Annotated in this window: 27 protein-coding genes; 15 read left to right on the forward strand and 12 right to left on the reverse strand. The window is 46.3% G+C overall.

All coding sequences use genetic code 11. The features are described from left to right. Positions 1-101: 101 nt before the first annotated feature. The 3 genes from AZI87_RS10345 to AZI87_RS10355 all read right to left on the reverse strand — a co-directional run bounded on the left by AZI87_RS10345 (position 102) and on the right by AZI87_RS10355 (position 3,813). The gene (locus tag AZI87_RS10345; protein WP_063206454.1) at positions 102-524 is read right to left on the reverse strand and encodes a DUF3011 domain-containing protein; all 423 of its coding nucleotides are present in this window, start codon (positions 522-524) and stop codon (positions 102-104) included. A gap of 186 nt (positions 525-710) precedes the next feature. Then, complete coding sequence (lpdA, locus tag AZI87_RS10350; protein ID WP_063206455.1) at positions 711-2,135, reverse strand: dihydrolipoyl dehydrogenase; 1,425 nt, start codon at positions 2,133-2,135, stop codon at positions 711-713. Between the two features lie 25 nt (positions 2,136-2,160). Further along, the gene (locus AZI87_RS10355) at positions 2,161-3,813 is read right to left on the reverse strand and encodes a 2-oxo acid dehydrogenase subunit E2 (RefSeq protein WP_063206456.1); all 1,653 of its coding nucleotides are present in this window, start codon (positions 3,811-3,813) and stop codon (positions 2,161-2,163) included. Positions 3,814-4,023: 210 nt separating this feature from the next. Here AZI87_RS10355 and sfsA point away from each other — a divergent pair, with 210 nt between their 5' ends. Further along, complete coding sequence (gene sfsA, locus AZI87_RS10360) at positions 4,024-4,752, forward strand: DNA/RNA nuclease SfsA (RefSeq protein ID WP_063206457.1); 729 nt, start codon at positions 4,024-4,026, stop codon at positions 4,750-4,752. A gap of 31 nt (positions 4,753-4,783) precedes the next feature. On the opposite strand, the gene AZI87_RS10365 is transcribed toward sfsA, so the two are convergent. Both AZI87_RS10365 and AZI87_RS10370 read right to left on the reverse strand, forming a co-directional pair. Then, a complete protein-coding gene (locus tag AZI87_RS10365) occupies positions 4,784-5,200 on the reverse strand; it encodes a CBS domain-containing protein (protein WP_063206458.1) in 417 nt (138 codons plus the stop codon). 83 nt (positions 5,201-5,283) lie between these two features. Further along, positions 5,284-5,754, reverse strand: a complete 471-nt coding sequence (locus tag AZI87_RS10370; RefSeq protein WP_063206459.1) for a DUF421 domain-containing protein — start codon at positions 5,752-5,754, stop codon at positions 5,284-5,286. Positions 5,755-5,901: 147 nt separating this feature from the next. Between AZI87_RS10370 and AZI87_RS10375 the strand changes: the two genes are divergently transcribed. Further along, positions 5,902-6,948 (forward strand): NAD(P)-dependent alcohol dehydrogenase, encoded by a 1,047-nt coding sequence (locus AZI87_RS10375; RefSeq protein ID WP_063206460.1) that lies wholly within the window; start codon positions 5,902-5,904, stop codon positions 6,946-6,948. 132 nt (positions 6,949-7,080) lie between these two features. Further along, a complete protein-coding gene (locus AZI87_RS10380; protein ID WP_155722529.1) occupies positions 7,081-7,836 on the forward strand; it encodes a murein L,D-transpeptidase catalytic domain family protein in 756 nt (251 codons plus the stop codon). Here AZI87_RS10380 and AZI87_RS10385 read toward each other — a convergent pair. Together AZI87_RS10385 and AZI87_RS10390 are read right to left on the reverse strand one after the other, a co-directional pair. After that, entirely contained in the window at positions 7,833-8,216 is a 384-nt protein-coding gene (locus AZI87_RS10385; RefSeq protein WP_063206461.1) for a HEPN domain-containing protein, read from the reverse strand. The genes AZI87_RS10380 and AZI87_RS10385 overlap by 4 nt on opposite strands. Positions 8,217-8,349: 133 nt before the next feature. Further along, complete coding sequence (locus tag AZI87_RS10390; protein ID WP_063206462.1) at positions 8,350-9,132, reverse strand: DsbA family protein; 783 nt, start codon at positions 9,130-9,132, stop codon at positions 8,350-8,352. A 206-nt stretch (positions 9,133-9,338) separates the two neighbouring features. Here AZI87_RS10390 and AZI87_RS10395 point away from each other — a divergent pair, with 206 nt between their 5' ends. The 6 genes from AZI87_RS10395 to eno all read left to right on the forward strand — a co-directional run bounded on the left by AZI87_RS10395 (position 9,339) and on the right by eno (position 14,490). Next, on the forward strand, positions 9,339-9,983 hold the full coding sequence (locus tag AZI87_RS10395; protein WP_063206463.1) for a hypothetical protein: 645 nt from the start codon (positions 9,339-9,341) through the stop codon (positions 9,981-9,983). A gap of 170 nt (positions 9,984-10,153) precedes the next feature. Continuing rightward, positions 10,154-10,432 (forward strand): hypothetical protein, encoded by a 279-nt coding sequence (locus tag AZI87_RS10400; protein WP_063206464.1) that lies wholly within the window; start codon positions 10,154-10,156, stop codon positions 10,430-10,432. After that, positions 10,392-10,898, forward strand: coding sequence for a cupredoxin domain-containing protein (locus tag AZI87_RS10405; protein ID WP_253696654.1), 507 nt, complete (start codon positions 10,392-10,394; stop codon positions 10,896-10,898). The genes AZI87_RS10400 and AZI87_RS10405 overlap by 41 nt, the downstream gene beginning before the upstream one ends. Positions 10,899-10,915: 17 nt before the next feature. After that, positions 10,916-12,028 (forward strand): CpaF family protein, encoded by a 1,113-nt coding sequence (locus AZI87_RS10410; protein WP_063206465.1) that lies wholly within the window; start codon positions 10,916-10,918, stop codon positions 12,026-12,028. 214 nt (positions 12,029-12,242) lie between these two features. After that, positions 12,243-13,229 carry a hypothetical protein gene (locus AZI87_RS10415; protein WP_253696656.1) on the forward strand — a complete coding sequence of 329 codons (987 nt, stop codon included), beginning with the start codon at positions 12,243-12,245 and terminating at the stop codon, positions 13,227-13,229. Next, the gene (gene eno / locus AZI87_RS10420; RefSeq protein ID WP_063206467.1) at positions 13,222-14,490 is read left to right on the forward strand and encodes a phosphopyruvate hydratase; all 1,269 of its coding nucleotides are present in this window, start codon (positions 13,222-13,224) and stop codon (positions 14,488-14,490) included. The genes AZI87_RS10415 and eno overlap by 8 nt, the downstream gene beginning before the upstream one ends. Before the next feature lie 152 nt (positions 14,491-14,642). Here the strand turns inward: eno and AZI87_RS10425 are convergent, their stop codons facing one another. The 3 genes from AZI87_RS10425 to AZI87_RS10435 form a co-directional block, all read right to left on the reverse strand. Next, positions 14,643-15,305, reverse strand: coding sequence for a hypothetical protein (locus AZI87_RS10425; protein WP_063206468.1), 663 nt, complete (start codon positions 15,303-15,305; stop codon positions 14,643-14,645). A 99-nt stretch (positions 15,306-15,404) separates the two neighbouring features. Then, positions 15,405-16,841: a catalase gene (locus tag AZI87_RS10430; RefSeq protein ID WP_172795519.1), complete on the reverse strand. Its 1,437-nt coding sequence runs from the start codon at positions 16,839-16,841 to the stop codon at positions 15,405-15,407. Next, entirely contained in the window at positions 16,831-17,340 is a 510-nt protein-coding gene (locus AZI87_RS10435) for an ankyrin repeat domain-containing protein (RefSeq protein ID WP_063206470.1), read from the reverse strand. Before AZI87_RS10435 ends, AZI87_RS10430 begins: the two co-directional genes overlap by 11 nt. A 153-nt stretch (positions 17,341-17,493) precedes the next feature. Between AZI87_RS10435 and AZI87_RS10440 the strand changes: the two genes are divergently transcribed. The 3 genes from AZI87_RS10440 (at position 17,494) to polA (ending at position 20,828) form a co-directional block, all read left to right on the forward strand. Further along, the gene (locus tag AZI87_RS10440; RefSeq protein WP_253696659.1) at positions 17,494-17,817 is read left to right on the forward strand and encodes a septum formation initiator family protein; all 324 of its coding nucleotides are present in this window, start codon (positions 17,494-17,496) and stop codon (positions 17,815-17,817) included. 98 nt (positions 17,818-17,915) lie between these two features. Next, positions 17,916-18,215: a helix-turn-helix domain-containing protein gene (locus AZI87_RS10445; RefSeq protein ID WP_063206471.1), complete on the forward strand. Its 300-nt coding sequence runs from the start codon at positions 17,916-17,918 to the stop codon at positions 18,213-18,215. A gap of 51 nt (positions 18,216-18,266) precedes the next feature. Continuing rightward, on the forward strand, positions 18,267-20,828 hold the full coding sequence (gene polA / locus AZI87_RS10450) for a DNA polymerase I (RefSeq protein ID WP_063206472.1): 2,562 nt from the start codon (positions 18,267-18,269) through the stop codon (positions 20,826-20,828). A gap of 425 nt (positions 20,829-21,253) precedes the next feature. On the opposite strand, the gene AZI87_RS10455 is transcribed toward polA, so the two are convergent. Further along, complete coding sequence (locus tag AZI87_RS10455; RefSeq protein WP_063206473.1) at positions 21,254-21,889, reverse strand: hypothetical protein; 636 nt, start codon at positions 21,887-21,889, stop codon at positions 21,254-21,256. A gap of 102 nt (positions 21,890-21,991) precedes the next feature. Between AZI87_RS10455 and AZI87_RS10460 the strand changes: the two genes are divergently transcribed. Then, positions 21,992-22,972, forward strand: a complete 981-nt coding sequence (locus AZI87_RS10460) for a flagellar basal body-associated FliL family protein (protein WP_063206474.1) — start codon at positions 21,992-21,994, stop codon at positions 22,970-22,972. On the opposite strand, the gene AZI87_RS10465 is transcribed toward AZI87_RS10460, so the two are convergent. After that, complete coding sequence (locus AZI87_RS10465; protein ID WP_063206475.1) at positions 22,959-24,188, reverse strand: sigma-54 interaction domain-containing protein; 1,230 nt, start codon at positions 24,186-24,188, stop codon at positions 22,959-22,961. The two genes, AZI87_RS10460 and AZI87_RS10465, sit on opposite strands and share 14 nt — an antisense overlap. A 155-nt stretch (positions 24,189-24,343) precedes the next feature. On the opposite strand from AZI87_RS10465, the gene yihA reads away from it, so the two are divergent. Together yihA and kdsB are read left to right on the forward strand one after the other, a co-directional pair. Further along, on the forward strand, positions 24,344-24,919 hold the full coding sequence (yihA, locus tag AZI87_RS10470; protein ID WP_063206476.1) for a ribosome biogenesis GTP-binding protein YihA/YsxC: 576 nt from the start codon (positions 24,344-24,346) through the stop codon (positions 24,917-24,919). After that, positions 24,916-25,644: a 3-deoxy-manno-octulosonate cytidylyltransferase gene (kdsB, locus tag AZI87_RS10475; protein WP_063206477.1), complete on the forward strand. Its 729-nt coding sequence runs from the start codon at positions 24,916-24,918 to the stop codon at positions 25,642-25,644. Before yihA ends, kdsB begins: the two co-directional genes overlap by 4 nt. Positions 25,645-25,654 lie beyond the last annotated feature (10 nt).

Raw genomic sequence — 25,654 nt, forward strand, 5'->3', positions numbered from 1 at the left:
AACGACGGAAGCAGTTGTCGTTGTCACTCAACAGAAGCGCCAAGATACAAAATAAAAAAGCCCGCACTCGGCGGGCTTCAAAACACTATTTGAAACAGAAATTAGTAATAACGGATGATTTCGAAAGTCGCGTTGCAACCACGGTCTACCCAAACACGGTCTCCGTATGCGCCTGCTGTACGACCCCAGATGCAAGCATCGTAAGAGTGTTGCGAGTACAAACGGATTTGTGAAACTCCGTACGAGTTGAAGTAGCACTCTTGGTAACGATAACCGTAAGAAGAGCATGTCACATACTCATAACGATAAGACGGTGGTGGATTTGGATATGGCGGATATCCAGGATTGTGGGGAGGACGAGGCCCCGGGCGCACAGGATCTGGATAAGGAGCAGGGCGACCTGGAGGACGAGGTCCCGGTCTGATATAAGAAGTTTCAGCCTGATATTCAGAATCCATAACATCGGCGTGAGCCGCTGGTGCCAAAGCGCACATCACAAGAAGCGCTGCAAAAAGGTGTTTCATGTATTCCCCCAATGGAAAGGTGTCATAGTGACGCCAAAAAATATTTTTTTACTATAAACATGCATAAACGATGCCGCGAAAATCGGTGCCAAAAAGTACAATTGCTCAGTGAGAATAGTGATGTCACGAAATCAGTCTGTGATTTTACGCAAAAAAAAAGCCCCGTTTTTTTAACGGGGCTTTTGCTTATTTCGGAAGTGGTTTTTGAATGATGTGAATCGCGTGGCCCAAAGTGGCTTCAGCGGTTTCCATCATCGCTTCACCGAGCGTTGGATGAGGATGGATAGACAAGGCGATGTCTTCCATACGTGCGCCCATTTCAATCGCTAGAACAGCTTCAGAGATCAAGTTAGAAGCTTCTGGTCCTACAATGTGAACGCCCAACAAAACATGCGTTTTCTTATCAGCGATCATTTTAATAAAACCGTCCGTTTCCATCATGCTCACAGCGCGGCCGTTCGCTCCGAATGGAACTTTACCAATCAATAGATCCGTGAAGCCTTTCGCTTTGGCTTCAGCTTCGGTCATACCTGCAGAAGCGATTTCTGGATCCGTAAACACGACCGCTGGAACTGTTTTCGCATCGTAAACACGATTTTGACCGGAAATAACTTCAGCCACCAACACACCTTCGTGAGAAGCTTTGTGAGCTAGCATTGGTTGTCCCGCAACGTCACCGATGGCAAAGATGTTTTGAACATTGGTTCTGCGTTGAGCATCCACTTTAATAAAGCCACGTTCGTCAACCGCGATACCTGCTGCTTTTAAGTTTGCTTGATCGCCATTAGGACGACGGCCTACAGTCACAAGAATCTTATCGCACTTAACAACTTCTTCTTTGCCATTGATTTCAACGGTTACTTCGTAACCGTCTTTAGCTTTTTTCTGACCTTTAGCTTTTGCTCCGTACATGATGTTCACGCCGGCTTTTTTAAGCTTACGTTCCACAACCTGTGCGCAGTCTGGATCAACAACACCTGCAAGCAATGCAGATTGAGCTTCGATCACAGTTACTTCTGTGCCTAGTTTACGAAGGTAAGAAGAAATCTCTAGACCGATATAACCACCGCCGATAACAGCCACGCGCTTCGGAATAGTATCGAAAGCCAATGCGCCTGTTGATGAACAGATGTCTTTTTCGTCAAATTTGAAACCAGGGATTTCAATCGGGCGAGATCCTGTTGCCACGATAAAGTATTTTGCTTGGATTGTGTCTTCGCCAGCAGAAGACTTCACTGTGATCTCTTTCGAGTTTTTGAAGTTCGCTTCGCCAGGAATGTGCGTAACGCCGTAACCTTTAAGAAGTTGCTTCACGCCACCAGACATTTTATCGCAAACAGATTGTTTCCAAGTCACAAGTTGTTTCATATCAACAGTGATATCACCCTTGATCATCAAACCCATGTCTTTGAAGTTGTGTTGTGCTTTATGCAAAAGGTGAGTCGCCGTGATCATGGCTTTAGATGGGATACAACCCACGTTCAAGCACACGCCACCAAGAAATTCTCTTTCGATAACAGCAGTTTTAAATCCAAGTTGTGCTGCGCGAATCGCAGCGACATAACCGCCGGGACCCGCACCAATTACTACGACGTCAAAAGTTTGTGCCATTTTCTATCTCCAAGCTAGCCAGGGGCTAGACAAGCTCCACCAAAAGTTTACCAGGGTTTTCAATACGCGCGATGAAGGCAGCCAAGAAGCGAGCGGCCACGGCACCATCAATCAAACGGTGATCGGCTGTCATCGTGTAGTTCATCACTTTGATAGCTTTCAACTGGCCATCCTTGATCACTGGTTTTTCATCGATTTTGTACATACCAAGGATCGCCACTTCTGGGTGGTTGATCACTGGAGTCGCGTACGTGCCACCGATAGAACCGATGTTCGTTACAGTGATAGTCGCACCTTTCATTTCGTCTGGTTTCAACTTACCGTCGCGAGCACGTTTAGAAAGATCCAAGATCTCTTTAGAGATTTCCAAGATCGTTTTTTGGTCTGCATTCTTGATCACTGGAACAACAAGTCCGTTTGGAGTGTCTGCCGCGAAACCAAGATTGAAGTATTTTTTGTAAACGATTTCACCCGCCGCATCGTCGATAGAAGCGTTGAACATTGGGAATTCGCGGATTGTCGCGATCAATGCTTTCATCACGATTGGCAGATAAGTGATTTTTGTGCCGTGCTTTTCAGCGTGTTCTTTCAGAGACTCACGCATTGCAACCATCGCATCCACTTTCGCTTCATCCATGATCGTGAAGTGAGGGATCACGTGTTTAGAACGTTGCATGTTTTCAGCAATTTTCTTACGGATACCGATCAATGGAACGCGCTCTTCCGCAGCACCTGCCGGGCCTTGGTAAGCGGGTTTAGGGATCGACATACCTGGAGCCGAAGCCGGAGCTTTCGCTTGGGCTGGAGCGCCACCTTTTGCTGACAAGACATCTTCACGAGTCACACGACCCGCTAGACCCGTACCACCCAATGAATTGATATCAACACCCATTTCACGAGCCAAACGACGTGTCGCTGGAGTCGCAAGAACTTTCGAATCTGCAACAGGCGGGAAAATCGCGCCTGGCGCAGGATGTGCAGCAGCGGTAGCTGCGGAACTGGACTGAGCCGAGTGAGCCGCCGCAAAGTTCGCATGCGCTGAAGCTGGAACTTCACGTTGTGCGCCCGCTGGAGGTTGAGCTGCAGGAGCTGAAGGAGCCGCACCCGCGCCACCTTCTAGAGTGATCATAGTAGATCCGACTTTTACAACTTCACCTGTTTTAAATTTCAAATCTTTAACAACGCCAGCAACGGGAGTTGGGACTTCCACAGTCGCTTTGTCCGTCAAAACTTCTGCAATAGCTTGATCTGCTTTGACTGAGTCACCTGGTTTTACCAACCATTTTACAAGTTCACCTTCAGTAACACCTTCTCCCAATTCAGGAAGTTTGATGTCTTGAACTTTACCGCCACCCGCAGCTGGTTTTGCTGCTTGAGGAGCAGGAGCAGAAGCCGTTGGAGCTGCAGGCTTAGAAGCGGGAGCTGAAGCCGCCGCACTCGCACCGCCTTCAAGAGTGATCATTGTCGATCCCACTTTCACAACATCGCCTGCTTTGAATTTCAAATCTTTGACAGTGCCTGCAACTGGAGATGGAACCTCAACCGTTGCTTTGTCCGTCAATACTTCAGCGATAGGTTGATCCGCTTTTACAGAGTCACCTGGTTTTACCAACCATTTTACCAATTCACCTTCTGTAACACCTTCGCCAAGTTCAGGCAGTTTTACTTCAGTAGCCATGTTGAGAAAGTCCTTTCCAAAGTTCTTCTAAAGTCGTCAAATTTAACAAACACTCCCTTCTAGTCTTCCCCTAGAGTAATTGCACCGAATTACACCCCGCGACATAGGGGTTAAAAGCCCGTACTTTCGGATAATTCGGAGCTTCATGAAAAGCTATCGACAAAACCGGCCGGAACTGACTAATTTGGCGGCCTGTTGAAGGGGAGTTCCATGAAATTTTCTCAAAAGTTGCACGAGGGTGTTTTTCTTAAGCGCTACAAAAGATTTTTTGCCGATGTTCAGTTTCAAGGGCAGGAAGTCGTGGCTCACGTCCCCAACACCGGAAGCCTTAAAAGCGTGAATAATCCGGGTCAGTTGTGCCTGATTTCTGAGACCGACAATCCCGAGAGAAAACTCAAATTCACTTTGCAAGCTATCAAGTCGCCTCAAGGCGCTTGGGTGGGGGTGAATACGGCGACTCCGAACACGATCATGAAAGAGACGTTGATGGATGTCGTCGGCAAACCGGGAGTGATGGGAACTTTCGCGCATTGGTCTCAATTTGATGAAGTAAAACCAGAATACAAAATCAGTGCTGAGACTCGCCTTGATTTCGTGCTTAAAAAGAAGAACAGCGATAAAATGCATTTCATTGAAGTGAAAAATGTAACCTTAGCCGAAGAAACGACCGCCAAATTTCCCGACGCCGTTTCCGAACGTGCGCAAAAACATTTGCGCGAACTGATGCAGTTGGTGGCGCAAGGGCATAGTGCAGAGATCGTCTTCACCGTGCAACGCCACGACTGTGATGTCTTTGCTCCGGCGGATGAGATTGATCCTGACTACGGTCAACTTCTGCGCGAAGCTCATAGCATAGGAGTTAAGGTAACTCCTCTGGTAGTGAAACTGAGTCCGGAAGCGGTCGAGCTCTCGGAGCAGGAATTGCCCGTGCGTTTTTAAGTCGAAGGCCGCCGTGAGCGGCCTTTTTCTTTTAATGATGTGAAACATTCGAAAGGATTTCGTGACTAAGACGAGCATCCTTCGCGCGGTTTGCGACATCGCCTAGGCTGACCATGCCGACCAAGCGTTTATCTTTGTTGACGACAGGCAAGCGGCGGTGCTGGTGACGACTCATTTTTTCTTTCACTTCATCGATGCTGTCTTCTTCAAAACAGTAGTTAATGCCTTGGCTCATGACTTCTTCCACTTTCGTACGGCGGGGATCCTTGCCTTGAGCCACGACGCGAATCGTGATGTCTCGATCGGTGATCATGCCAATCATTTTATCGTCTTTCTCAACAGGAACGGATCCGCAGTCTTCATTAAGCATGATTTGCGCGGCTTCAAATACACTGTGCTCAAAATTAATCACTTTTGCTTTGGGGGTCATCACGTCACGAACTTTCATAGAGAGATCTCCTTTTTGCCACCAAGGATAAAAGCAATCTTCCCGAGAAGAATTCAAAATTTCGATGTATTATAACGGGGACTTTATTTGTCTTCTTTTTTTATGACCGAGATTGAACCATTGTTTTCTAAGACGGCCAGTTTCACTTGCTCCAACCGAGTGCAGCCTTCTTGACGAAGTGATTCGTCAATCTCGTGGCGGGTCATCTTTTCTTTTTTCACCAGCTTTTCATTTATTTTTCCATTGTAGATTAAAACCTGTGGAATGCCATCGATGATATTTGCAGCCTTTTTGCTTTTGAAAGATATTATCCCAATCAAGTGATCGATCGCAAAAAGTGTGGCCGCGGTGATGAGGCCACCTTGCAAAGATTCATCGCCTCCACTCATAGAGTTTTGAACGCCGTCCGCAACAATCAGAAGTAAAACAAAATCAAAAGGGGACGACTCTGAGATTTGTCTTTTGCCTGTCAACCGAAGAGCGATCAGTAGAAAGAGATAGACAATCAAAGCACGAACAATCATTTCGCCAGCGGGTACGGCCATCTCAAACATAGTTTGCCTCCCATGAAGTCATGTTACGTCACCAAGGAAGAACTAAGGACATGTGTTTTGCCAGCGTGTCAGAAGAAAAAGGGATTTGCCTCTTTGGGCTCCGGGCATACAATTGTGCCTTATATTGTTACTAATCAGGAGTTAAACATGACAACAACTCAAGCCTTTGCTGCTCATAAACCCAATGAAGCTTTAAAACCTTTTTCTTTCGAGCGTCGCGAGCCTCGCGCTAATGATGTGGCGATTGATATTGAATTCTGTGGCGTGTGCCACTCCGATTTGCACCAAGTTCGTGACGAGTGGGGGAAAGGGATTTTTCCTATGGTTCCAGGTCACGAGATCGTGGGCAAGGTGACTGCGGTGGGGGCCTCCGTGAAGAAGTTCAAAGTGGGCGATCGCGTCGGTGTGGGCTGTATGGTGGATTCATGTTTAAGCTGCCCATCTTGCTCTGAAGGACTTGAGCAGTTCTGTGAGCAGGGAATGATTGGCACTTATAACTCCATGGAAAAAGACGGTAAGACCGTCACTCAAGGTGGCTATTCAACGAAGATTGTTGTCCGTGAAGAGTTCGTGTTGCGCATTCCCGATAATATTCCCATGGATAAAGCAGCACCTTTGTTGTGTGCGGGTATCACGACTTATTCTCCGCTTCGTCACTGGAATGTAAAACCAGGAACGAAAGTGGCCGTGATGGGTTTGGGAGGCTTGGGACATATGGCAGTGAAACTTGCGTCAGCGATGGGTGCCGAGGTGACCGTCATCAGTTCTTCCATGAAGAAGAAAGAAGACGCCGTGCGCTTGGGTGCCAAAAACTATGTTGTCGGCTCTGATCCCGAGACAGCAAAGAACTACAATCGCTACTTTGATGTGATCATCAACACGGTTTCTGCGGGATTGAATTTGAATCAGTATCTGCAATTGGTAAAACGTGATGGTTCGATGGTTCTTCTGGGAGTGCCTGAAAAACCAGAACCGGTTCATCCTTTCCCACTTATCATGGCCCGTCGCAGTCTTGCGGGTTCTTTGATTGGTGGCATCGCTGAAACTCAAGAGATGTTGGACTTCTGCGGCGCTAAGAACATCACTCCGGATATCGAGGTGATTCCTATTCAGAAAATCAACGAGGCCTACGAAAGAATGTTGAAAGGGGACGTTCGCTATCGCTTCGTGATTGATATTTCCTCTCTGAAATAAGTCCTGTAAAAACGTCTAGAGTTCCGACAGTTTTCCTCTAAAAAGCTGTCGAGAACTCAGCCGTTTCTAAAAAGTTTTAAGTTTTAAAAATGAGTGACCGATGGGCTCTGTGTAACCACACGGAGGATCGGTATGATGTCTATCTCACCTGGTAAAGTCATAATGACGATAGCTTTCACCTTCACACTCGCCGCATGCGGAAATCAAATGCCCGCACTTCCAGACGACCCCAACAACGAGCCTGTCGCTACCAATCCTGACGATAATGGCGGGCAGGGAAGCACAGAACTTCCATCGATCGTAGAACCCACACCCACAGAGCCTGTGACGCCTCCCACGTTAAGTGAGCGCGAACAGATTCTGAAGAATTACGACTATGTAGATCCGAACCACATTGTCCCGACAGAGCATTTAGAAGAAGCGCTGATTTATTTTCATAAAAATAAAAGCAGTTTCAAAAATCAAACAGTGATTTCAGTTTTGGATTTCAGCCAGAAATCGACACAGAAACGTTGGTACTTTATCAATATGTCGACGGGAAGTGTGTGGAACATTCACGTGTCGCATGGAAAAGGTTCTGACAGCAATCACGATGGTTATGCAGAGAAGTTCAGCAATGTGTCGGGTTCAAATGCCAGCTCTTTAGGTTTCTATAAAACCGCAGAAACTTATCAGGGCAGCAACGGCTATTCGTTGCGCTTAGACGGATTGTCTTCAACGAACTCCAACGCCCGTTCACGCGCGATTGTCGTTCACGGGGCTAGTTATGTTCAAGATTCAAGTGTGATCCAGGGAAGAAGCTGGGGATGTCCCGCGGTTTCGTCTACAAACCGCGATAAGGTCATCAATATGATCAAAGGCGGAAGTCTGATTTACGCGACAAACTAAAGAAGTTTCAGTTGTTCACCTACAAGCTTCTTTAAGTTTTCCACGTAACCGACATACTCTTCCATATCCAAACGCTCATCGGCACGAACATGGGCGTTTGTGGCGTTGTAGGGAGTTAATTCGATTACATCCGCGTGAGAAGAAATCGCAGCGAAGTTGTTTTCTTCTAGAACTTGCATCAAGGCGTCAAGATCATGACCTTCTTCATCCGAAGGGTATTCCAAGCCGCGCATTTCGCACAATGCTTTCAAATATTTTTCACAAGCTTGAGCTAAATTATAGCCAACCATATCGTGCTGCTTTTCATCATGCAGATTCTTTTTAGCAAGATCCAAATCGTCCTGAGCTTTAAGAATGAGAGATTTTGCGTGAGCGCTCATGAAGACTCCTGTTTTTAAGGTTGATGGCTCTACTTTAGTCTGAGTCTTAGCGCCGTGCCAAAGAAATTCGCGTTTAAAAATAAAAAAACCCGCGGGGACACCGCGGGTTTTTGAAGTTTCGGTAAGAAACGAATTATTTCTTAGCAGCCAAGTGACGATCGATGATGTCCTTGAACTCAGAGAACGGGTAAGCACCACGTAAAGAAACACCGTTGATCAAGAAACCTGGAGTTCCAGAGAAACCGAACTTACGAGCTTCTTCCATGTCCGCTTCAATGCGTTTAGTGATGGCTTCGCTGTTAAGATCTTTTTCAAGTCTCTTCATGTCAGCGCCTGCTTTTTTAGCAGATTCTTTCAAAGAACCTTCTTTTTTAGTACGTAGGTCACCTTGGTTTTCGAAAACTAGGTTGTAGAACTTTTCAGCTTTAGCATGGTCTTGCATTGCGATAGCTTCGAAGTATCTAGCTGCTGGCATCGCCATTGGATGGAAGTCCAAAGGAAGGTGCTTGTAAACAACACGAACGTCTTTTGGGTAAGCTTTCATCACTTCATCAACTGTCGCGTGACCTTTAGAGCAGTATGGGCACTCGAAGTCAGAATATTCAATGATCGTCACTTTAGCGTCTTTTGGACCAAAGATAACGCGGCCTTCTTCAACTGCAGGTTGAAGTGGGTTTGCGAATTCCTCATCACGCTTTTTGCCTTCTTCAGCAACGGCTTTTTCTTGAGCTTTACGTTGTGCATTTTGAGCTGCTTTATTTACAACTTCGATAAATGCTTCAGGGTCTTTTTCGATAGCTACGAAAACGATGCTTGGATCTTTTTCTACTGCTTCTTTAAGTTGTTTTGCAGAAGGAGCACAGTTCACTAGGGAAAGTGCCAACGCGCCGATGCTAAGAATCTTTAGTGCTTTCAATGTTTCCTCCGAGATGGATGATTAAGTTTTTAAGCCCTTTTATTTGACATTATTTTTCGATCGTTGAGAAGCGAAAACGCTCTAGCCCAAGGTCGGTTTAAACAAACACCTGTCTTCCCGGGTTTCTTGGCGGAAAAGTGTTTTATTATGCGACAGAAGGGTGTTCTGGTCTTGTCTAGCGCGCGAGCGTCTTTAAACTCGAAAATATGAAAAAAGCAAATTTCCTTTTAACAATGATCATCTATGTATTTTGCGCACAGGCCCATGCGGGTTTGCTGTTTAACTACTCTCAACTGGCACTAAAAGATCTTGATCAAATGAATAAATTGGTCAACGACAAGGTGAAAGAGTCCAAAAAATCGAGCAGCGGAAAGGTTGTTCCGTTGAAAGAAGCATTGCAGGCTGTTTATTCTCGGCCAAATGACGATGACATGATCGACAAAATCGTGGCTCCGTTGCGGTCGAATTTAGATGAATTGGAGTCCTGGGAAAAAACGATCAGTCAATTAACTGACGAAGCTATCAACGCGCTGAAAAATCCTCGGGCTTTTAAACCGGTCGTGCAGACGACGTACGTCATTTTCTTGGAAAATCTTTTGGCAGAGGTCAAACCTTACGTAAAAAGTGAAGGCTTCGAACGCCAGATTGTAGAACGGGTGCGGGATGCAAAGATTGAAGTTTCGAAAGAGGCTGTCAACGAACGCAAACTTCGCACGATGAAATCGACAGCGTCTCCTTCAGAAATTGCGGAAAAAATTCTGTCTCAAAGCACAAAGCCTGCGGAAACAACGCCGGCTGCGGACGAAAAATCGTCTGAAACTTCGGCAGAAAATACTTCTTCCGGGCAATAATTTCCCTCGACCAGACCGGCTCTTGGCAAATTCGACCACGGGCCAGCGTCAAACGATAGATCTCCTCAAGTCTCAAAAAATCGCCTCAAATTGACTCAAGTTCTCACGAACTCCTACCGATAGAAACAACATGTGGGCTGGATGCCCTTAGAGCAATTAGGAGGATTCGAATGTTTCTGCAAGGCGATTTGCAAATAGTGTTTGATGCGCTTTACACCGTAGGTGCCATTGACCCTGTTTTGAAATTGGATTGGAGCGAAGTCACAAAAGACATGATGGCAAATCCACAGGTCTTGAGTGATGCGTTTCATTTGATTAATTCTTGCAAAGGCGACAAAGACCTCCTGATTCAAAAGCTCCACATGATGGATCCGAGATCCGTGAATTATATCGCTATGGAGGTGGCACGTGAATTTTGTGAGTTCCAAGATCGTACAGAGCTGCACTAAGATTGCATTGCTTCTACTGATCACTCAAAGCGCGTTTGCCTGGGAAGTGGATTTTTCTCGTCGCCAAGTTCAATTCAACGACGTTAAAAATGAAGATCGCTTGCCTGCGAGCATTAAAGAAGATCAAAGCGTGATTTTAACGAAAGTCTTTGATGCTGTTGAACCTGCTCAAGACATCGTGATCATGAATACCGACAAAGGTTTTGTTCCTGAAGTCGTCCGCTTGAAAAAAGGTGGCAACTACCGCATTCACGTGGTGAACGTGAATGGCAAAGAGAAAAATGTCAGCTTTGTTTTGGATGCTTTTTCTGAGCACCACAACACGGTGTTTGGAGAACAGAAAACATTCTCTGTGTCGCCAAAAACAGACGGCATTTTTTCTTATCAATGCCCGGAAACAGCGGTTCAAGGAAAGTTCATTATTTATTCTGATATTGCGGCAGACAGAAAACCTGCCTCTCATTAATTCGGAAGGTCGCACCCATGTCTGATAAGTCGAGCGTTTTCAAACAGACCATTCAGCAGAATTTAGGTCCTGTCTTGAAGTACCTTGATGACAAGGGTGTTTCCGAAATTCTTATCAACGGACACCAAGAAATTTTCGTCGAAAAAAAGGGGAAGCTCGAAAGAGTCCCTGAAACTTTTCCGTCCGAAGATGATCTGCGCGCGGCGGTGAACAGTATCGCCCAAAGCGTGGGTCGACGTATCGATGACGAATCGCCTCGTCTTGATGCGCGTTTGCCGGATGGTTCACGTATCGCGGCGGTGATCCCGCCAATGTCCCGTAAGGGCACGACACTTTCTATTCGTAAATTTACCAATAATAAAATCACTTTTGCGGACTACATCAAGTTTGGCGCAATCACTGAAGATGGCGCGCGCTTTTTGGATATCTGCATGTTCTTAGGAAAAAACATCATTGTCAGCGGTGGTACCGGTTCCGGTAAAACCACATTGCTTTCGCTTTTGTGCACGCGCATTCCTAAGGGTCAGCGTGTGATGGTGATCGAAGACTCTTCCGAACTTCAAGTGGATTACGAACACGTCGTGATGTTTGAAACTCGTCAAGCCGACCAAATGGGGAAGGGCGAAGTTTCCATCAAAGATCTTTTAAAAAGTGCTCTTCGTTTAAGACCCGATCGCATCATCGTGGGGGAGGTTCGTTCTAGCGAAGCTCTTGAACTTTTGAATGCGATGAACACCGGTCACAAAGGGTGTATGGGCACGGTCCACGCCAACACGCCTGAAGATGCCATTGTCCGTTTGGAAGCCTTGGCTCAAGGTGGGGACGGTAAGATCAGCGAAAAAGCTTTGCGCTCGCAAGTCGTCTCGGCGATCGAAATTATTATCCAAGTTTCCCGTTTTTCAGACGGATCTCGCCGTATCGCCGCAATCAGCGAAGTGCGCGGATTTAATAGCGATGGTTCGTACAACGTTGTTCCCATTTTTGAAATGTCCCGTCTTACACGCCGTCCCGACGGAACCCTGGAAGGAAAGCTCCAAGCGACCGGCAACGTGCCGACATTCATGGACGAAATCATCGACAACAACCTCCCATTCCCAAAAGCCAAGTTCAACAAACCCCAAGCCGCATAGCGCGAGGCTTGTGAAAACGACCCGATCGACTGCGTTGTCGAGCTTTGTCTTCCGCTCGAGTCATTTTGACAAGCCTCGTCATTTCTTGAGAGTGCCTGCTTCTTTTTTGTAACCCTGGGTGTCATCGGGAATTCGGCATTATATAGTTTAAATGGCTACCGATTTACGCTAAGACTTCGTCGTGCACTTTAGTTGTAAGATTTCAAACGCAGTCTTGAATATTTTAGAGGAGCAAGGCGAAGACCTGAGCCCTCTTTATGAGCAGACCCATCTTCCGGTGGAATTGCTCAGGGACTCGTCGTATTGGATCAGCGCTCCTGACATGGAAAACTTCCTGGAGTCTGTTCTGCGCTTGCCACTCAAACGAGATGGAAATGTTTTGCAAAGAGCCGGTCATGATGGACCTTCGCTTCGTGCTTGGGGAGTGCTCGACAGCGTTCTGCGTATGATGCCTCGTCCGCAGGAAATCTTTAATCAGCCAGAACAGTTCTTGTCGTACTTTATTTCTCCGAAGCCGCCGATTGAAAATCTTCGTCGCGACGAATTCAGTATTTCTTTTGATCTGCCCTTGCCGGCAGAGCAGTACCCTCACGTCACGACATACTTGAAAGCGGCGTTTGAGTCCTTGCCGGTGTACGTAGGTCAGCCACCAGCTACTTGCGTGTGGGAAGGCATTACGATTCAACTGAATTGGTCGACTCAGCAAAACACCATCTTCAGCGAAAATGTCGGTCATCAAGTCAGCCCGGCTTTATTCCAAAGCTTGATCGATGATTTGCAACGCACTCAACGCGAGCGTGAAGACTTGCAAAAGTACGTCGGTGACTTGGAAGAAAAAATTCGTGATTACGAAAAGCAGAAGTTAAAGGTTTCTGCCGGTGAAGAAGTCAGCGTCGCCACAGAAAAAGTGTCGTTGATTCCGCACGAAGGCACTTTAGCGCACCTTAGCTTCGACAGCGATTCTCCAGGTTATAGCCTGAATCAAAACTTAGCCCGCATGCATGACTACATGGTGCGCGCGCAGCAACTTATCACCATGCTTGTTTCCCAAGGAAAAATGAATTCCGCGGTGAAAGAAGCCATGCGTCGAGTGGACTGGGAACACGTGAAAACTCAGTACCCGCGCACCGTCTTTGAAAGCATGGAGCTTGTAAAGAAACTTAATAAAACCACCGAGAAAGAAGGAAACCAACATGTCTGAGATTATCAGCGTCGTCTCTCGTGAAATTTTAGATAGCCGTGGAAATCCAACGGTTGAAGTTGAAGTCACTACAGCTGATGGCAATATGGGCCGCGCGGCCGTTCCATCAGGAGCCTCTACGGGAGCTCACGAAGCTTGTGAGCTTCGTGATGGTGATAAAAACCGTTATCTTGGTAAAGGTGTTTATAAAGCGGTGGATAACATCCGCGAAAAAATTGCTCCGGAGATCTTGGGTCTTCAAGTGACAGAGCAAGTTTACATCGACAAAATCCTTCGTGATATCGACGGCACTGAAAACAAATCAAACTTGGGCGCGAACGCGATCCTAGGCGTGTCTTTGGCAGTGGCTAAAGCCGCAGCCGCAGATTCTAATCTTCCTCTTTACCGCTACGTGGGTGGTTCTCAAGCCTGCCGTTTGCCGGTTCCGTTGATGAACGTTCTTAACGGCGGAGCTCACGCGAACAACGGTCTTGATATTCAAGAGTTCATGATCGTTCCTACAGTGAACAATTCTTACGCTGAATCTCTTCGTGCGGGTGCAGAGATCTTCCACACATTGAAAAAAATCTTGGCGAAAAAAGGTCTTTCAACAGCTGTGGGTGACGAAGGTGGCTTTGCTCCCAAATTGGGTTCGAACCAAGAGGCTTTGGATCTTTTGATGAGCGCGATCGTGGATGCGGGTTATGATCCAGGTCAAAACGTGTTCTTGGCTTTGGACGTTGCTTCTACGGAAATGTACAAAGACGGTAAATACGAATGGCAAGGTGGTCACATCACGCCAGCAGAACTTTTGAACATCTACAAATCTTGGGGCGAAAAATATCCTCTGGTTTCTATCGAAGACGGCTTTGCTGAAGACGACTGGGATTCATGGGTAAAAGCTACGACAGAGATGGGTTCAACAATGCAATTGATCGGTGACGATCTTTTCGTAACAAACCCAAAACGTTTGCGTATGGGTCTTGAAAGAAAAGCGGGTAATGCTCTTCTAGTGAAAGTAAACCAAATCGGTACTTTGACAGAGACTTTCGAAGCCGTGAACTTAGCGCAAAGAAACAAATACCGCACAATCATGTCTCATCGTTCCGGTGAAACAGAAGACGTGACGATCGCAGATTTAGCGGTAGCTTTGAACTGCCACCAAATCAAAACAGGCAGCTTGTGCCGTGGTGAACGTACCGCGAAGTACAACCAACTTCTTCGCATCGAAGAAGACCTGGGTGGCATGGGAATGTACTGGGATAAATCCGCATTCCGCTAAAAGGTGCCTGCTTCTTTTTTGGGTCTACACCGCAGCAAAGAGGAACTCGAAACGAGTTCCTCTTTTTTGAAAAGAACTTAGATTTGAATCTAAAAATAAAAAGGCGATCCATACGGATCGCCTTTTTCGTTTTTAGTCGAGCTAACTACGTCTTACTTAACCAAGTACATCGGAACATTTGCAACCGATAGAGACAGAGTGCCAGAACCCTCGACTGCCGTCAGATAGTGGAAAAGCTCAAGTCTGTTGTGATTTGTGTTGAACAAAGAGGCATTGAAAAGATTTGTAGTATCAAATTTCAAAGCTCCGCCTTCTTCTGTTAAAGAAGCAAAGACCGTCAATGTATTGAAAGGATTCAACCAAACCTGAACTTGATCCCAACCTTTCGGTGGAGCTACAGGAAGAACCCAAGGGCCTTGGGAAGTCGTAACATACATCGCAGTTTCTTTTGCAAAGTCAGAAGCCGTAGTCACGCATTCTTCATTGTCATTTTGGATTGAAGTCGTCGCTGTAAGATCCATAGTGCGCACCAAAGTATTTCCAGTGATAACATTCTTAACTGTCGTTACCAAAGTACCAACCTTGAAGTTCAATGAAGAAACACAGAAGTTTTCGCCATCATCATGACGTTGGCTTCTTTTGATTTCAGAAGTAACCACCTGATTGTTAGCTGTGAACTGAACTGTCACCTCATACAGGCCTGCATTGAAGCCCCCGTAAGTATTTGTAAGGTCTAACGTTGCTTTACCAGTAAGGTCTGCAGCGAACGCCGTTAAAGAAGCAAATAGAACAGCAAAAAAAGCGATTTTTTTCATATGAATCTCCACGTCTTAAAGTGGAGACGTTATGGCCGTCCTATCGCTGAAACTCAAGTTTGGAAACTGTCAGGGTTCTGTTAGGACGGCCGAAGCTAATTATTTAAGTCCTAAGTGCGCTAGGATACGTGCTCCGTACTCTGGATCACACTTACTAAAGTGGGCGATGTTTCTTCTTTGCAGCTCTTCTGGAAGTCCCTTCATAGTTCCTGCGAGATTGCGAGTCAGTCGATCGCGCTCTTCATTCGTGAAAATGCGATAAAGATTTCCGGCTTGAGTGAAATCATCATTGTCTTTGTGTGCATCATAGCGATCGGCGGCTCCTGATAAAGGCAGTGGTGGTTCGCTATAACGAGCATCTTGAGTGGGGCCGCCAAACCCGTTGGGTTCATAATTGTCGACGCGTCCTCCGTTATTATCAAAGCGCATGCTTCCATCCCGGTGATAAGTATTCACCGCTGACTGAGGACGATTCACAGGCAGATGCTGGTAATTCACACCCAAACGATAGCGGTGAGCGTCGGGATATGCGAAGAGTCGTCCTTGCAACATCTTGTCCGGAGAAAATCCTACGCCTGGTGGCACATTGCTTGGTGAAAAAGCCGCTTGTTCGACTTCCGCGAAATAGTTTTCAGGATTGCGGTTGAGTTCCAGCACTCCGACATCTATCAAAGGAAAGTCTTTATGAGGCCAGATTTTCGTTAAATCGAAAGGATTAAAGTTCGTTTGCTCGGCCTGTCTTTCCGTCATGATTTGAACTTTTAAAGCCCAGCGAGGAAAATCCTTTCGCTCAATAGCTTCAAACAGATCGCGTCCCGCATAATCGGGATCGCTTCCCGCAAGCTCTGTGGCTTTTTCAACCGAAAGATTTTTTATCCCTTGTAGAGATTTGAAATGAAATTTCACCCAGACGCGTTCGTTCTTGTCATTGATGAAACTAAACGTATGACTTCCGAAACCGTGCATAAAGCGATAGCCGTCGGGAATTCCGCGATCACTGAAAAGAATCGTGATTTGATGAAGGGCCTCTGGGGCATTTGCCCAATAGTCCCACATGCGGAACGGGTTTTTGTACCCAGTGCGAGGGTCGCGCTTTTGTGAGTGGATAAAATCCGGAAACTTCAGTGGATCTCTTTCAAAGAAAACCGGTGTGTTGTTGCCCACGATGTCCCAGTTTCCTTCTTCCGTGTAAAACTTCAAAGCGAAACCACGTGGGTCGCGCTCGGTATCCGCAGAGCCTTTTTCACCAGCTACGGTAGAAAAGCGTAAGAACACGTCTGTTTTCTTTCCGATTTTGGAAAACAAGGCGGCTTTCGTAAAGCGAGTGATGTCGTGCGTGACAGTGAAAGTGCCATAAGCTCCCGAGCCTTTCGCGTGCACGACACGTTCAGGAATTCTTTCGCGATTAAAGTGCGCTAGTTTTTCGATCAAATGAAAATCTTGGATCAAGACCGGACCTCGTTCGCCCGCAGTGATAGAATGTTGATTTTCAGAGACGGGAATACCTGCTGATGTTGTCAGTGTTTTACTCATGATGTAAGACTCCTTTATTTGTAAACGGGGACTGTAGAAGTTGGAAAACAGCTTTAAGACGGCGAAAAGCACTCGGTCCTTTAAAGCGCAGGTGAGGGGAAGTTTCGGTTAACATAAGGGCCATGTCTTTTCGACCAAAGGCCTCGGCGTACATTAAAGCTGTTTGTCCGTTATTGTTTTTTGCATGAATATCAGCACCGGCATTGATAAGAACCTGTGCAATCTTGTTGTGACCTTTAAAAGCAACGCCCATAAGGATCGTGCTGCCGCCATGGTCGCGAGAATTGGGATTCGCCCCATAGCGAAGAAGCAGGTGAACCAAAGACAGGTGGCCGTTATACGCAGCCAACATCAAAAGGGAATGCCCCTTGTGATTCACCAAATCCGGATCTCCATGCTTTGCTAAATACAATAGGACGTTTTGAATCTGCCCTTGGCGAACGTAATCAAAGACAGAGTCTTCACCTTGAGCTGTTAATTTATAGTCTTCCCATGTTCTCACCAACGACCTCCACTGGGTATATGAGTAATTTCGGTCTTTTTGGTGTATAAATCGAATCGATAATTTTGATTTAAACTATCGATATTAACTATATAGAGTCCGCGGCGAACTTATTGAGGACTGGCCTTCAGTCGTGTAGCCAACTCTCTTTTAATGAAGCAGAATATTCTCATGTCCTACACTCAGTTTGCAGTCGGAGTCCGTCGTTTCTTGAATCATCCCACGAAAGTGGCGATGTGCTGTCTAGTGGTCTTTGCCGTTTCTATCGTTCTGAATGGAAATGTGTTCCGCCTTTGGGGATTGCATCGCGATTTTGACCGCATCAATGAAGACATCAGTTCTACTCGCAGAAATATTGCCGGCCTGTCCGCGCAATTAAAACAAGCAAAGGATCCGTCGTTTATTGAACGCCAGGCTCGCGATAAATTAGATCTGGCGGGTGAACATGACTTGGTCTTCGTTTTCCCTGAGCAATAGTCTATAGCCTATCGCGTTATCTGATGCGTATCAGGTATAATCCAACTAGTATTTCGACTCTAATCCAACCTAGTTTTAGAGTAAATCTAGAGGTTTATATGATTGATAAGCATGAACTGGAATGGACAAAAGAATCCCTTCGCACACTTCGCCTTCGTATGGGCTGGAGTAAGTCGGAACTTGCTCGTCGTTTGCATTGCTCTTCAGAGGATGTTGATTCTTGGGAAGATGGAGTCCGTCTGATTGAAACTCCGATCAAGAGTGAATTAGAAATCTTATTAAGACAGGCTGAAGAAGCTTGTGATGAAGTGAAGTATGCTCCGTTTGCTGAAAATGAGTGCGATAAAAAAGCGCTTGAGCAAATTCACTTTTCTCGCGTCAAACTAGACTTAGAATAATCGACATTAAGAATCTCCCAGTGTAAAAATAGGCCTTCTCTGGGAGATCTTATGAAAAAGCTTTATCTCATCGACGTCAGTGCCATGTTTTTCCGCGCGTTCTTCGCGATCCGCCAGTTGACGTCGCCGTCGGGCGTTCCCGTAAACGCCGTGTATGGATTTTTATCCATGCTCATCAAACTTCTAAAAGAAGAAAAACCCGAATACTTGGTTTTCTGCTATGACCGCAAAGAGCCATCCTTCCGCAAAGATATGTACGCTGACTATAAGGCGCACCGTACGGAAATGCCTGAAGATCTTCAAAAACAAGTTCCTTACATCAAAAAGTTCGCTGAACTTTTGGGAATTCCCGCATTCGATATGCAAGGCTATGAAGCGGATGACATCATCGGCTCGTTAGTAAAATGGGGCCGTCATCACAATATGGAAGTTTTCATCGTCAGTGGCGATAAAGACTTCGGACAATTGGTGCAAGAGCATGTGTGGCTCTACGACACAATGAAAGACATCCGCTACGACGCCAAAGGCGTTTTTGAAAAGTGGGGAGTCAGTCCGGCGCAATTCATCGATTACTTAGCCATTGTCGGCGATGCCTCGGACAACGTTCCCGGCGTGAAAGGCGTTGGTGAAAAAGGCGCAATCAAACTTCTTGAGCAGTTTAAAACTTTAGAGGGCATTTACGAAAATATCGACAAAGTTGAAAGCAAGAGCGTCCGTGAAAAGCTTCTGGCTTCTAAAGAAAATGCATTCTTGTCAAAAAAGCTCGTAACTATTTCTACGGACTGTAAGGTGCCGGAAGATTACAATGCCTATAAGCTTCAGCCTTTTAAGACTGAAGAGTTAAAAGCTCTTTTGCAAGAGTTGAACTTTAAGACGTTCGAAAAAAATCTGTTTGGTTCAACAACGGAAGTTCCTTCTTCAACGCCAAAAGTCTCTGTTCCAAGTGAAGCCGTGAGTGAAGGAGAAATTCAGCCGACATTAGTTATCACGAAAGATGATAAGCATTTCCAAGAGCGCACGGTCACGACTCGCGACTTGGCGGAAATGCTTGCGGAAAATCAAACTCTATGGGGCTTCAGCGACACGCGCGGAGTTTTCATAGGCACCGACTCTGAAGTTTTAGAGGTTTCTGACTTTGAATATCTCGGAAAACTTTCGGACACTTTCAATATTCGCTGGAGCGGCTTTGACCTTAAGGCCTTCTGGTATAAAATTGGAGCCAAGTCTCCAATGGCCGCTTGGGATTCTCAGTTAGCCGCGTATGTTTTAAAAGCTGGAGACACGTCTGACTTCAACAAGATTTATACTCGTTACATGTTGGAGACTATTCCAGAGCTTGTTTCGCCTTCGGCTTTGTACAATGCCCATCGCAATTTTGCCGCAACTTTGCAGCATGAACTGAAAAAACTGGCGAGTGAAAAAGTTTATCAGGAACTCGAGCTTCCTTTAGTGCGCGTTCTTCTTTCAATGGAAAGATGGGGTGTGCGTATCGATAAAGATCTTTTGGCGAAGCAAAGTGCAGAGCTTGAAGGGGAAATCGCGACTCTTGAACAAGGTATTTTCAAAGAAGCCGGTGAAAGCTTCAATGTCGGAAGTCCGAAGCAATTGGGCGTCATCCTTTTTGAAAAAATGGGACTTCCAGCTGCTAAAAAGACGAAGACAGGTTATTCCACAGACGAAGAAGTTCTGTCTGGATTAGATCATCCGATTGCCAAGCTGATTTTGCAATGGCGTGAGCTTTCTAAGTTGAAATCCACATACGTGGATGCGCTGCCAACAATGATTGATGCTAAAGACGATCGCGTACACACCAGCTTTAATCAGGCGTTGACGACAACGGGCCGTCTTTCAAGCACACAACCGAACTTACAGAACATTCCGATCAAAACGGCACGCGGCCAGCAGGTGCGTAAGGCATTTATTGCCGCCCCAAGAATGAAGCTGTTGTCGGTGGACTATTCACAAATTGAACTTCGAATTTTGGCCCACATTTCGGAAGATCCGAATTTGTGCAAAGCCTTCGCTGAAGATTTAGATATTCACGCGGCGACCGCAGCCGAAATTTACAACGTGCCTTTGGATCAAGTTACGTCCGACTTAAGAAGATCTGCAAAGGCCGTCAACTTCGGAATCGCCTACGGACAAGGAGCGTTCGGCTTGGCTGAAAACTTGGGCATCTCAAGAACTGAAGCTAAAGATATTATCGAACGCTACTTTACAAGATTTAAAAACGTTCGCGAGTACATCGAAGGCACGGTGAAGAAAGCCCATGAACAAGGTTACGTAGAAACCTTGTTCGGTCGTCGCCGTTATATCGAAGAGCTGAAATCAAAAAACATGGCTCTAAAAAAATTCGGAGAGCGCGCCGCCATCAATGCACCTATTCAAGGAACGGCGAGTGACCTAGTAAAGAAAGCAATGATTGAGGTCTTTGAAAAAGTGCCAGTAAGAATGTTATTGCAAGTGCATGACGAATTGATCTTTGAAGCGACAGAAGAAGACCTCCACAAGTATTCTCCAGAGCTTGTGAAAATAATGGAGAATGTGGCGCAGCTGAAGGTTCCACTAAAAGTGAATTATGCAATAGGAAACAACTGGGACGAAGCCCACTGACCCGCGCTGATGAAAAAGGCCCGATCGACTGCGTTGGAGGGCCTTGTCTTCCGCTCCGACGTACTAGGAGTACGCCTCCGCTGCAGCCAAAACCCTCCGCCTTGCGCTCGAACCTTTTTGATCAGCGCTAGTGTTCGGTGGGTTAAAGTTAGTAAGCGGTTGTTCGAAAATAATGACTTCGATCAATTCAGATTTTTAAACTTAAGAAGAACATCGTGATCGCTCAGCTAACGCGGCAGCCGGCCACCGCGACTGGCGTGGCGACGAGAGACTTCGTCCTTGGTAAGGGCTTTTAGCTAAGCTTCCCTGCAGCGAGTTCCGCAGCGAAGCAATCAGCAACAGCGGTAGCCAAGAAGGAACAAAAAGAGCGAGGACTGTCCGAGCGAAAGGGAAGCTTAGCTAAAAGCCCTTACCAAGGAAGCAATCTACTCCGTCTCCCACCCAACAACACGTCCGCCTTCGAAGTAGACGAATCGCGTTTCCTGTCTGAAGCCGGAAGAAGTCGACACATGTCTTTGGTATTTCCAGCGTTCATTTTTATAAATCGGATTTCCTGAGACTTCGACTGCTAGGGGTTCGCCCCAGGATCGGCGTACATATTCTTGTGGCATTCCTACGGCGATGTCTTGAGTTTCAACGAGATCCCGCATCTCTTGTTGTGGCGCTTGGCTGCGGCTCCAGATTTCGTTGCGGTTGATCCATTGTTGACGGCCTTCAATAGAGGGAATGGAAAGAAATTGGATTTTTTCTTCGTCGTTTTTCAACCAGGGAAGAATTTTTGAATACTGTTCGCGCTCCTTTTTTGATCCGAGGGAGCGTTCCAACTCACGTACTTTTTGACGATTGCGGATGTCTTCGATGTCTCGTGAAGTTAGTGAAGTGGGGTCTTTGCCCATTTCGTAGGCGGTTTTTCTTGTGTCGCGGTCAAGATAGTTGGAATTATCAGAGCGGCTGTCAGAGTATTGAGTGGTGGAATCACCATAGCCACTGCCGGTAGATCTTTGGAAATTCGCGCATCCTGAAAGTAAAACAACGGGAATCAGAAGCAAAACAGACTTCATTGAGGGTCTCCTAGAACTTTATGCTAGCCGATGACCTTCTGTTTATAAATTGTTCTTGCGACGTATTTGGTTCTTTTCTTACAATCGTCTTGGGAGTAGGGCTTGGTAGATAATGAAAGCACGACCAAAGTAGAGGACGAAAAAAAGGACGGCACGCCTGAAGGTGAAGCCGAGGACGTCCTATCTTTAGAGTCGTTAGATGAAATTATCGCGAATGAAGATCCCGAATTCGCAAAAGGCCTTGTCGATATCGGCCCGGATGATCCTTCAAACACCATCTATGAAGAAGGTGTTGAGCTTGAATACACTCTAGAAGAAGAAATTAAACTGTGGCAGCGATCCACAGGACTTCGTCAGAAACTTTACAAGCTTCTGCCGTTCCTTCCGAAAATTTCTTATAAAATAAAAATGAAGCGCACGATTCTTCGCTTAAGTTGGATTAAGTGGAAAGAACAAGCGATTCAGAACTTACGAAATGCCGGACCAAATACACTTGCCGGATTAAAGAAGTTAGCGGCGTCCATGAAAGCGGGAATCGGCACCGGGCTGACCGCTTTTAAATCATTCAGTTTAGTAAAGAAGTTGGCCTTCGTAGGTTTGATTTTATTGACGGGAGCATCGGGTTATCTGATTTACCGAACAGCCACGAAGGGGCTGGTTCCTCATGACCAAGAACTCTTTATTGGTTCCTTCGCGGATTGGTCACAAGCAAAATACCAATACGATCCGAAAGCTGAGATGGAATCTTTCTATGATTCTACGCGGACGACTCAAAATATACTATTGATGAAAAAGATGGTGGTGAATCTCAAACGCTCCGTTGAGTCCGGACCGAACCCGATGGGAGCTTTTGAGTTTTACGTGGAAGGCACGGCCTCGGAAGTCGTTGTCGAAATCAAAGACCGTGAACCTGAAGTGGAAGATTTATTCCTGAGAACGATCGAAGAAACGACATTCGATCAGGCCTCCTCAGGGGAGGGAAAACAACTTCTTTGCGAAAGACTGCGCAAAGAAGTGAATAAGATTCTGACTAAAGGATACGTACGCCGTATCTTCATTAAGACCGCGATTATAAAGCCTTAAAATTTGAAATATCGATGTTGTAGTACTTTAAGCGATCATGCAAAGTGCTCTTAGGCATTCCCAAATCCTGAGCTGTGCGGCGCTGATTTCCTCGATTGGCCGTTAATCTTTTAATGATCATCTGTTTTTCGATCTCTTTAATCACCGGGATGTCATTGGCGACTTTTTCTGTCGGTTCTAACAATGTGCGATCCAAAAGTTTTTCAATATGGTTTTCCGTGATGTGCTCACGCGGATAAAGAGCAGCGGCACGACTCACCAGGTTTTTAAGTTCACGAATATTTCCTGGCCAAGAGTGTTTTTTTAATCTGGCAATGGCGCCAAAAGAAAAACGCACGCGCATTTTGCGGGCGAAGTTATAAAGAAGTTCTTCAAAATCCTCCATGCGGAATTGCAAGGCCGGAGGATTGACCGCGATAACATTCAAACGGAAGTACAAGTCCGAGCGGAAGGCGCCTTCGCGAATTTTTTCACTCAAATTTTGGTGAGTCGCCGCAATGATTCGCACGTCAGTTTTGATATTGCGGTCGGCGCCTACGGGGCGAATTTCGTTGTTTTCTAAAGCGCGTAAGAGCTTTGCCTGCAAGCTGTAAGAAAGATCTCCGATCTCGTCTAAGAAAAGCGTTCCTGCGCGGGCAGCTTCAAAAGCTCCCTTGCGGTCGTTGATGGCACCAGTGAATGATCCTTTAACGTGCCCAAAGAGTTCACTTTCAATCAGGGTTTCGCTTAAGGCGCTACAGTTGACGCTGACGAAAGGTCCGCGGTGACGATCGCTGGTGTCGTGCAAAGCTTGGGCGATGACGTCCTTACCTGTGCCCGAAGGACCTAAAACTAAAACTGGGAATTCGGTTTTGGCGACGTTGCCTAAGGTTTTAAGCTCGTCATTCCAAACTTCATTGCGGCTTGAAAGGGGAAACACCGTTTGCGTCTCTTCTTTTTCTCTGTAAATGAGTTCTAAAGTGCCAAGGCGAATGATGTCGCCATCTTGAAGGACCGCTTCGACAACGCGGGCATCGTTCACGTAAGTACCGACGGCAGAGCGAAGGTCGCGAATGATATAATGAGAATCTTTTTTCTCGATACGCGCATGGCGATCCGAGATCTGTTCCGCTGTCAGCTGGATCTGACATTGAGGGTCTCTCCCCAAGGTCATGAATTCCCCAAGGGAAAGGTTTTTTGAGTTTTCATCGAGTACTTTTAAGAAAGGTTGGTGCATGAGTGCCTCCTGTTATGGCAGGGGCTTATTTCAAGAGTTTCGCCGGCCTCAGAACGAAATAAACGGGGTTACACGGCTTTCGACTCACCAGATTATTGGTGCGGGGACCCCTTTCTGAGAATTGAGAAAAGGCCCGAGCTCTGATAGCCTTAGCTATGCCGAAAACGATCGAATTCATTAAAAGTGCCGTTCTGGCAAAAGATTACCCTCTCCACAATTTAGCTGAAGTTGCCATCGCCGGTCGCTCCAACGCCGGAAAGTCTTCTTTCATCAACGCGCTGGCAAAAGGAAAAGTTGCGAAGGTCAGTTCGACTCCAGGCAAAACGCGTCTTTTGAACTTCTTTAACATGGAAGATTCATACGTCCTAACGGATATGCCTGGTTATGGATTTGCTGCGCGTTCTGTTGATGAAATTGAAGAGTGGAATGCGATGATCGAAACTTATCTCATGACTCGTGAAAACCTAGTCGGCCTTCTGTTGGTCATGGATATTCGCCGTGAGTGGACAGCCGATGAAGAGCTTTTAAAGAAGTTTTCGGATCGTCGCGGATTCCCTATGGCAGTGGCCTTGACTAAGGCGGATAAGATGACTCGCAATCATATGAATCAAGCCGTGGCTAAAGTTAAAAAAATGTCGGGCTTAAGCGCGGTCTTCGCCGTGTCTTCTTTGAAAAAAGAGGGACAAGATGAGATCGAAGAATATATGTACGAAAATTGGGTGAAACCATGAAAATTGTGGGCGTCATTCCCGCTCGGTACGGTTCGACTCGCTTCCCAGGAAAACCACTGGAGTTGTTAAAGGGTCGCCCCCTGATCCAGTGGACGATTGAAGGCGCCCGCAAGTCCAAGCTTATCAGTGAGCTGATAGTTGCTACCGATCACGAGGGCATTAAGGCGGCGGCCGAAGCGGCAGGAGCAAAAGTCGTTATGACCGCCAGTGAGCTTCCCACGGGAAGTGATCGTATCAACGCTGCCGTTCAAAACATCGACTGTGATATCGTTGTTAATATTCAAGGTGATGAGCCTCAAGTGACGGGCGAGCTTATCGATAAGCTCGCCCAAGTTTTTCTTGAGGATAAAAACCTGGACATGGCCACACTCGCTCATCCTATCAGCGAAGAAGAACTTCAGTCGATGAATTCGGTGAAAGTCGTTTTGAATAAAAACGATGAGGCTCTTTATTTCAGCCGTTATGCCATGCCGTACTCTCGTAAATCGGCGAAAGAGATGGGATCGCATGAAGGCTGCATGAAGCATATTGGTATGTATGCTTATACAAAAAAGTTTTTAAAAACGTTCTGTGCGGCTCCTCCCGCTTTCATTGAAAATGCCGAAAGCCTGGAGCAGTTAAGAGCGTTGTATTTAGGTGCTAAAATCAAAGTCATTCGAGTCAAGGAAGCTCTCGTCGGGGTGGATACTCCCGAAGATTTAGCGCGACTCGAAAAAATGTTATAATCGTCAGGAG

Origin of the sequence: Bdellovibrio bacteriovorus (assembly GCF_001592745.1) — a bacterium.
Lineage (GTDB): Bacteria > Bdellovibrionota > Bdellovibrionia > Bdellovibrionales > Bdellovibrionaceae > Bdellovibrio > Bdellovibrio bacteriovorus_B.

Excerpts from the sequence above, each read along its gene's own strand:
- AZI87_RS10345 (WP_063206454.1), bottom strand. The coding sequence starts at position 524 with ATGAAACACCTTTTTGCAGCGCTTCTTGTGATGTGCGCTTTGGCACCA.
- lpdA (WP_063206455.1), bottom strand. The coding sequence starts at position 2,135 with ATGGCACAAACTTTTGACGTCGTAGTAATTGGTGCGGGTCCCGGCGGT.
- AZI87_RS10355 (WP_063206456.1), bottom strand. The coding sequence starts at position 3,813 with ATGGCTACTGAAGTAAAACTGCCTGAACTTGGCGAAGGTGTTACAGAA.
- sfsA (WP_063206457.1), top strand. The coding sequence starts at position 4,024 with ATGAAATTTTCTCAAAAGTTGCACGAGGGTGTTTTTCTTAAGCGCTAC.
- AZI87_RS10365 (WP_063206458.1), bottom strand. The coding sequence starts at position 5,200 with ATGAAAGTTCGTGACGTGATGACCCCCAAAGCAAAAGTGATTAATTTT.
- AZI87_RS10370 (WP_063206459.1), bottom strand. The coding sequence starts at position 5,754 with ATGTTTGAGATGGCCGTACCCGCTGGCGAAATGATTGTTCGTGCTTTG.
- AZI87_RS10375 (WP_063206460.1), top strand. The coding sequence starts at position 5,902 with ATGACAACAACTCAAGCCTTTGCTGCTCATAAACCCAATGAAGCTTTA.
- AZI87_RS10380 (WP_155722529.1), top strand. The coding sequence starts at position 7,081 with ATGATGTCTATCTCACCTGGTAAAGTCATAATGACGATAGCTTTCACC.
- AZI87_RS10385 (WP_063206461.1), bottom strand. The coding sequence starts at position 8,216 with ATGAGCGCTCACGCAAAATCTCTCATTCTTAAAGCTCAGGACGATTTG.
- AZI87_RS10395 (WP_063206463.1), top strand. The coding sequence starts at position 9,339 with ATGAAAAAAGCAAATTTCCTTTTAACAATGATCATCTATGTATTTTGC.
- AZI87_RS10400 (WP_063206464.1), top strand. The coding sequence starts at position 10,154 with ATGTTTCTGCAAGGCGATTTGCAAATAGTGTTTGATGCGCTTTACACC.
- AZI87_RS10410 (WP_063206465.1), top strand. The coding sequence starts at position 10,916 with ATGTCTGATAAGTCGAGCGTTTTCAAACAGACCATTCAGCAGAATTTA.
- eno (WP_063206467.1), top strand. The coding sequence starts at position 13,222 with ATGTCTGAGATTATCAGCGTCGTCTCTCGTGAAATTTTAGATAGCCGT.
- AZI87_RS10425 (WP_063206468.1), bottom strand. The coding sequence starts at position 15,305 with ATGAAAAAAATCGCTTTTTTTGCTGTTCTATTTGCTTCTTTAACGGCG.
- AZI87_RS10440 (WP_253696659.1), top strand. The coding sequence starts at position 17,494 with ATGAAGCAGAATATTCTCATGTCCTACACTCAGTTTGCAGTCGGAGTC.
- AZI87_RS10445 (WP_063206471.1), top strand. The coding sequence starts at position 17,916 with ATGATTGATAAGCATGAACTGGAATGGACAAAAGAATCCCTTCGCACA.
- polA (WP_063206472.1), top strand. The coding sequence starts at position 18,267 with ATGAAAAAGCTTTATCTCATCGACGTCAGTGCCATGTTTTTCCGCGCG.
- AZI87_RS10455 (WP_063206473.1), bottom strand. The coding sequence starts at position 21,889 with ATGAAGTCTGTTTTGCTTCTGATTCCCGTTGTTTTACTTTCAGGATGC.
- AZI87_RS10465 (WP_063206475.1), bottom strand. The coding sequence starts at position 24,188 with ATGCACCAACCTTTCTTAAAAGTACTCGATGAAAACTCAAAAAACCTT.
- yihA (WP_063206476.1), top strand. The coding sequence starts at position 24,344 with ATGCCGAAAACGATCGAATTCATTAAAAGTGCCGTTCTGGCAAAAGAT.
- kdsB (WP_063206477.1), top strand. The coding sequence starts at position 24,916 with ATGAAAATTGTGGGCGTCATTCCCGCTCGGTACGGTTCGACTCGCTTC.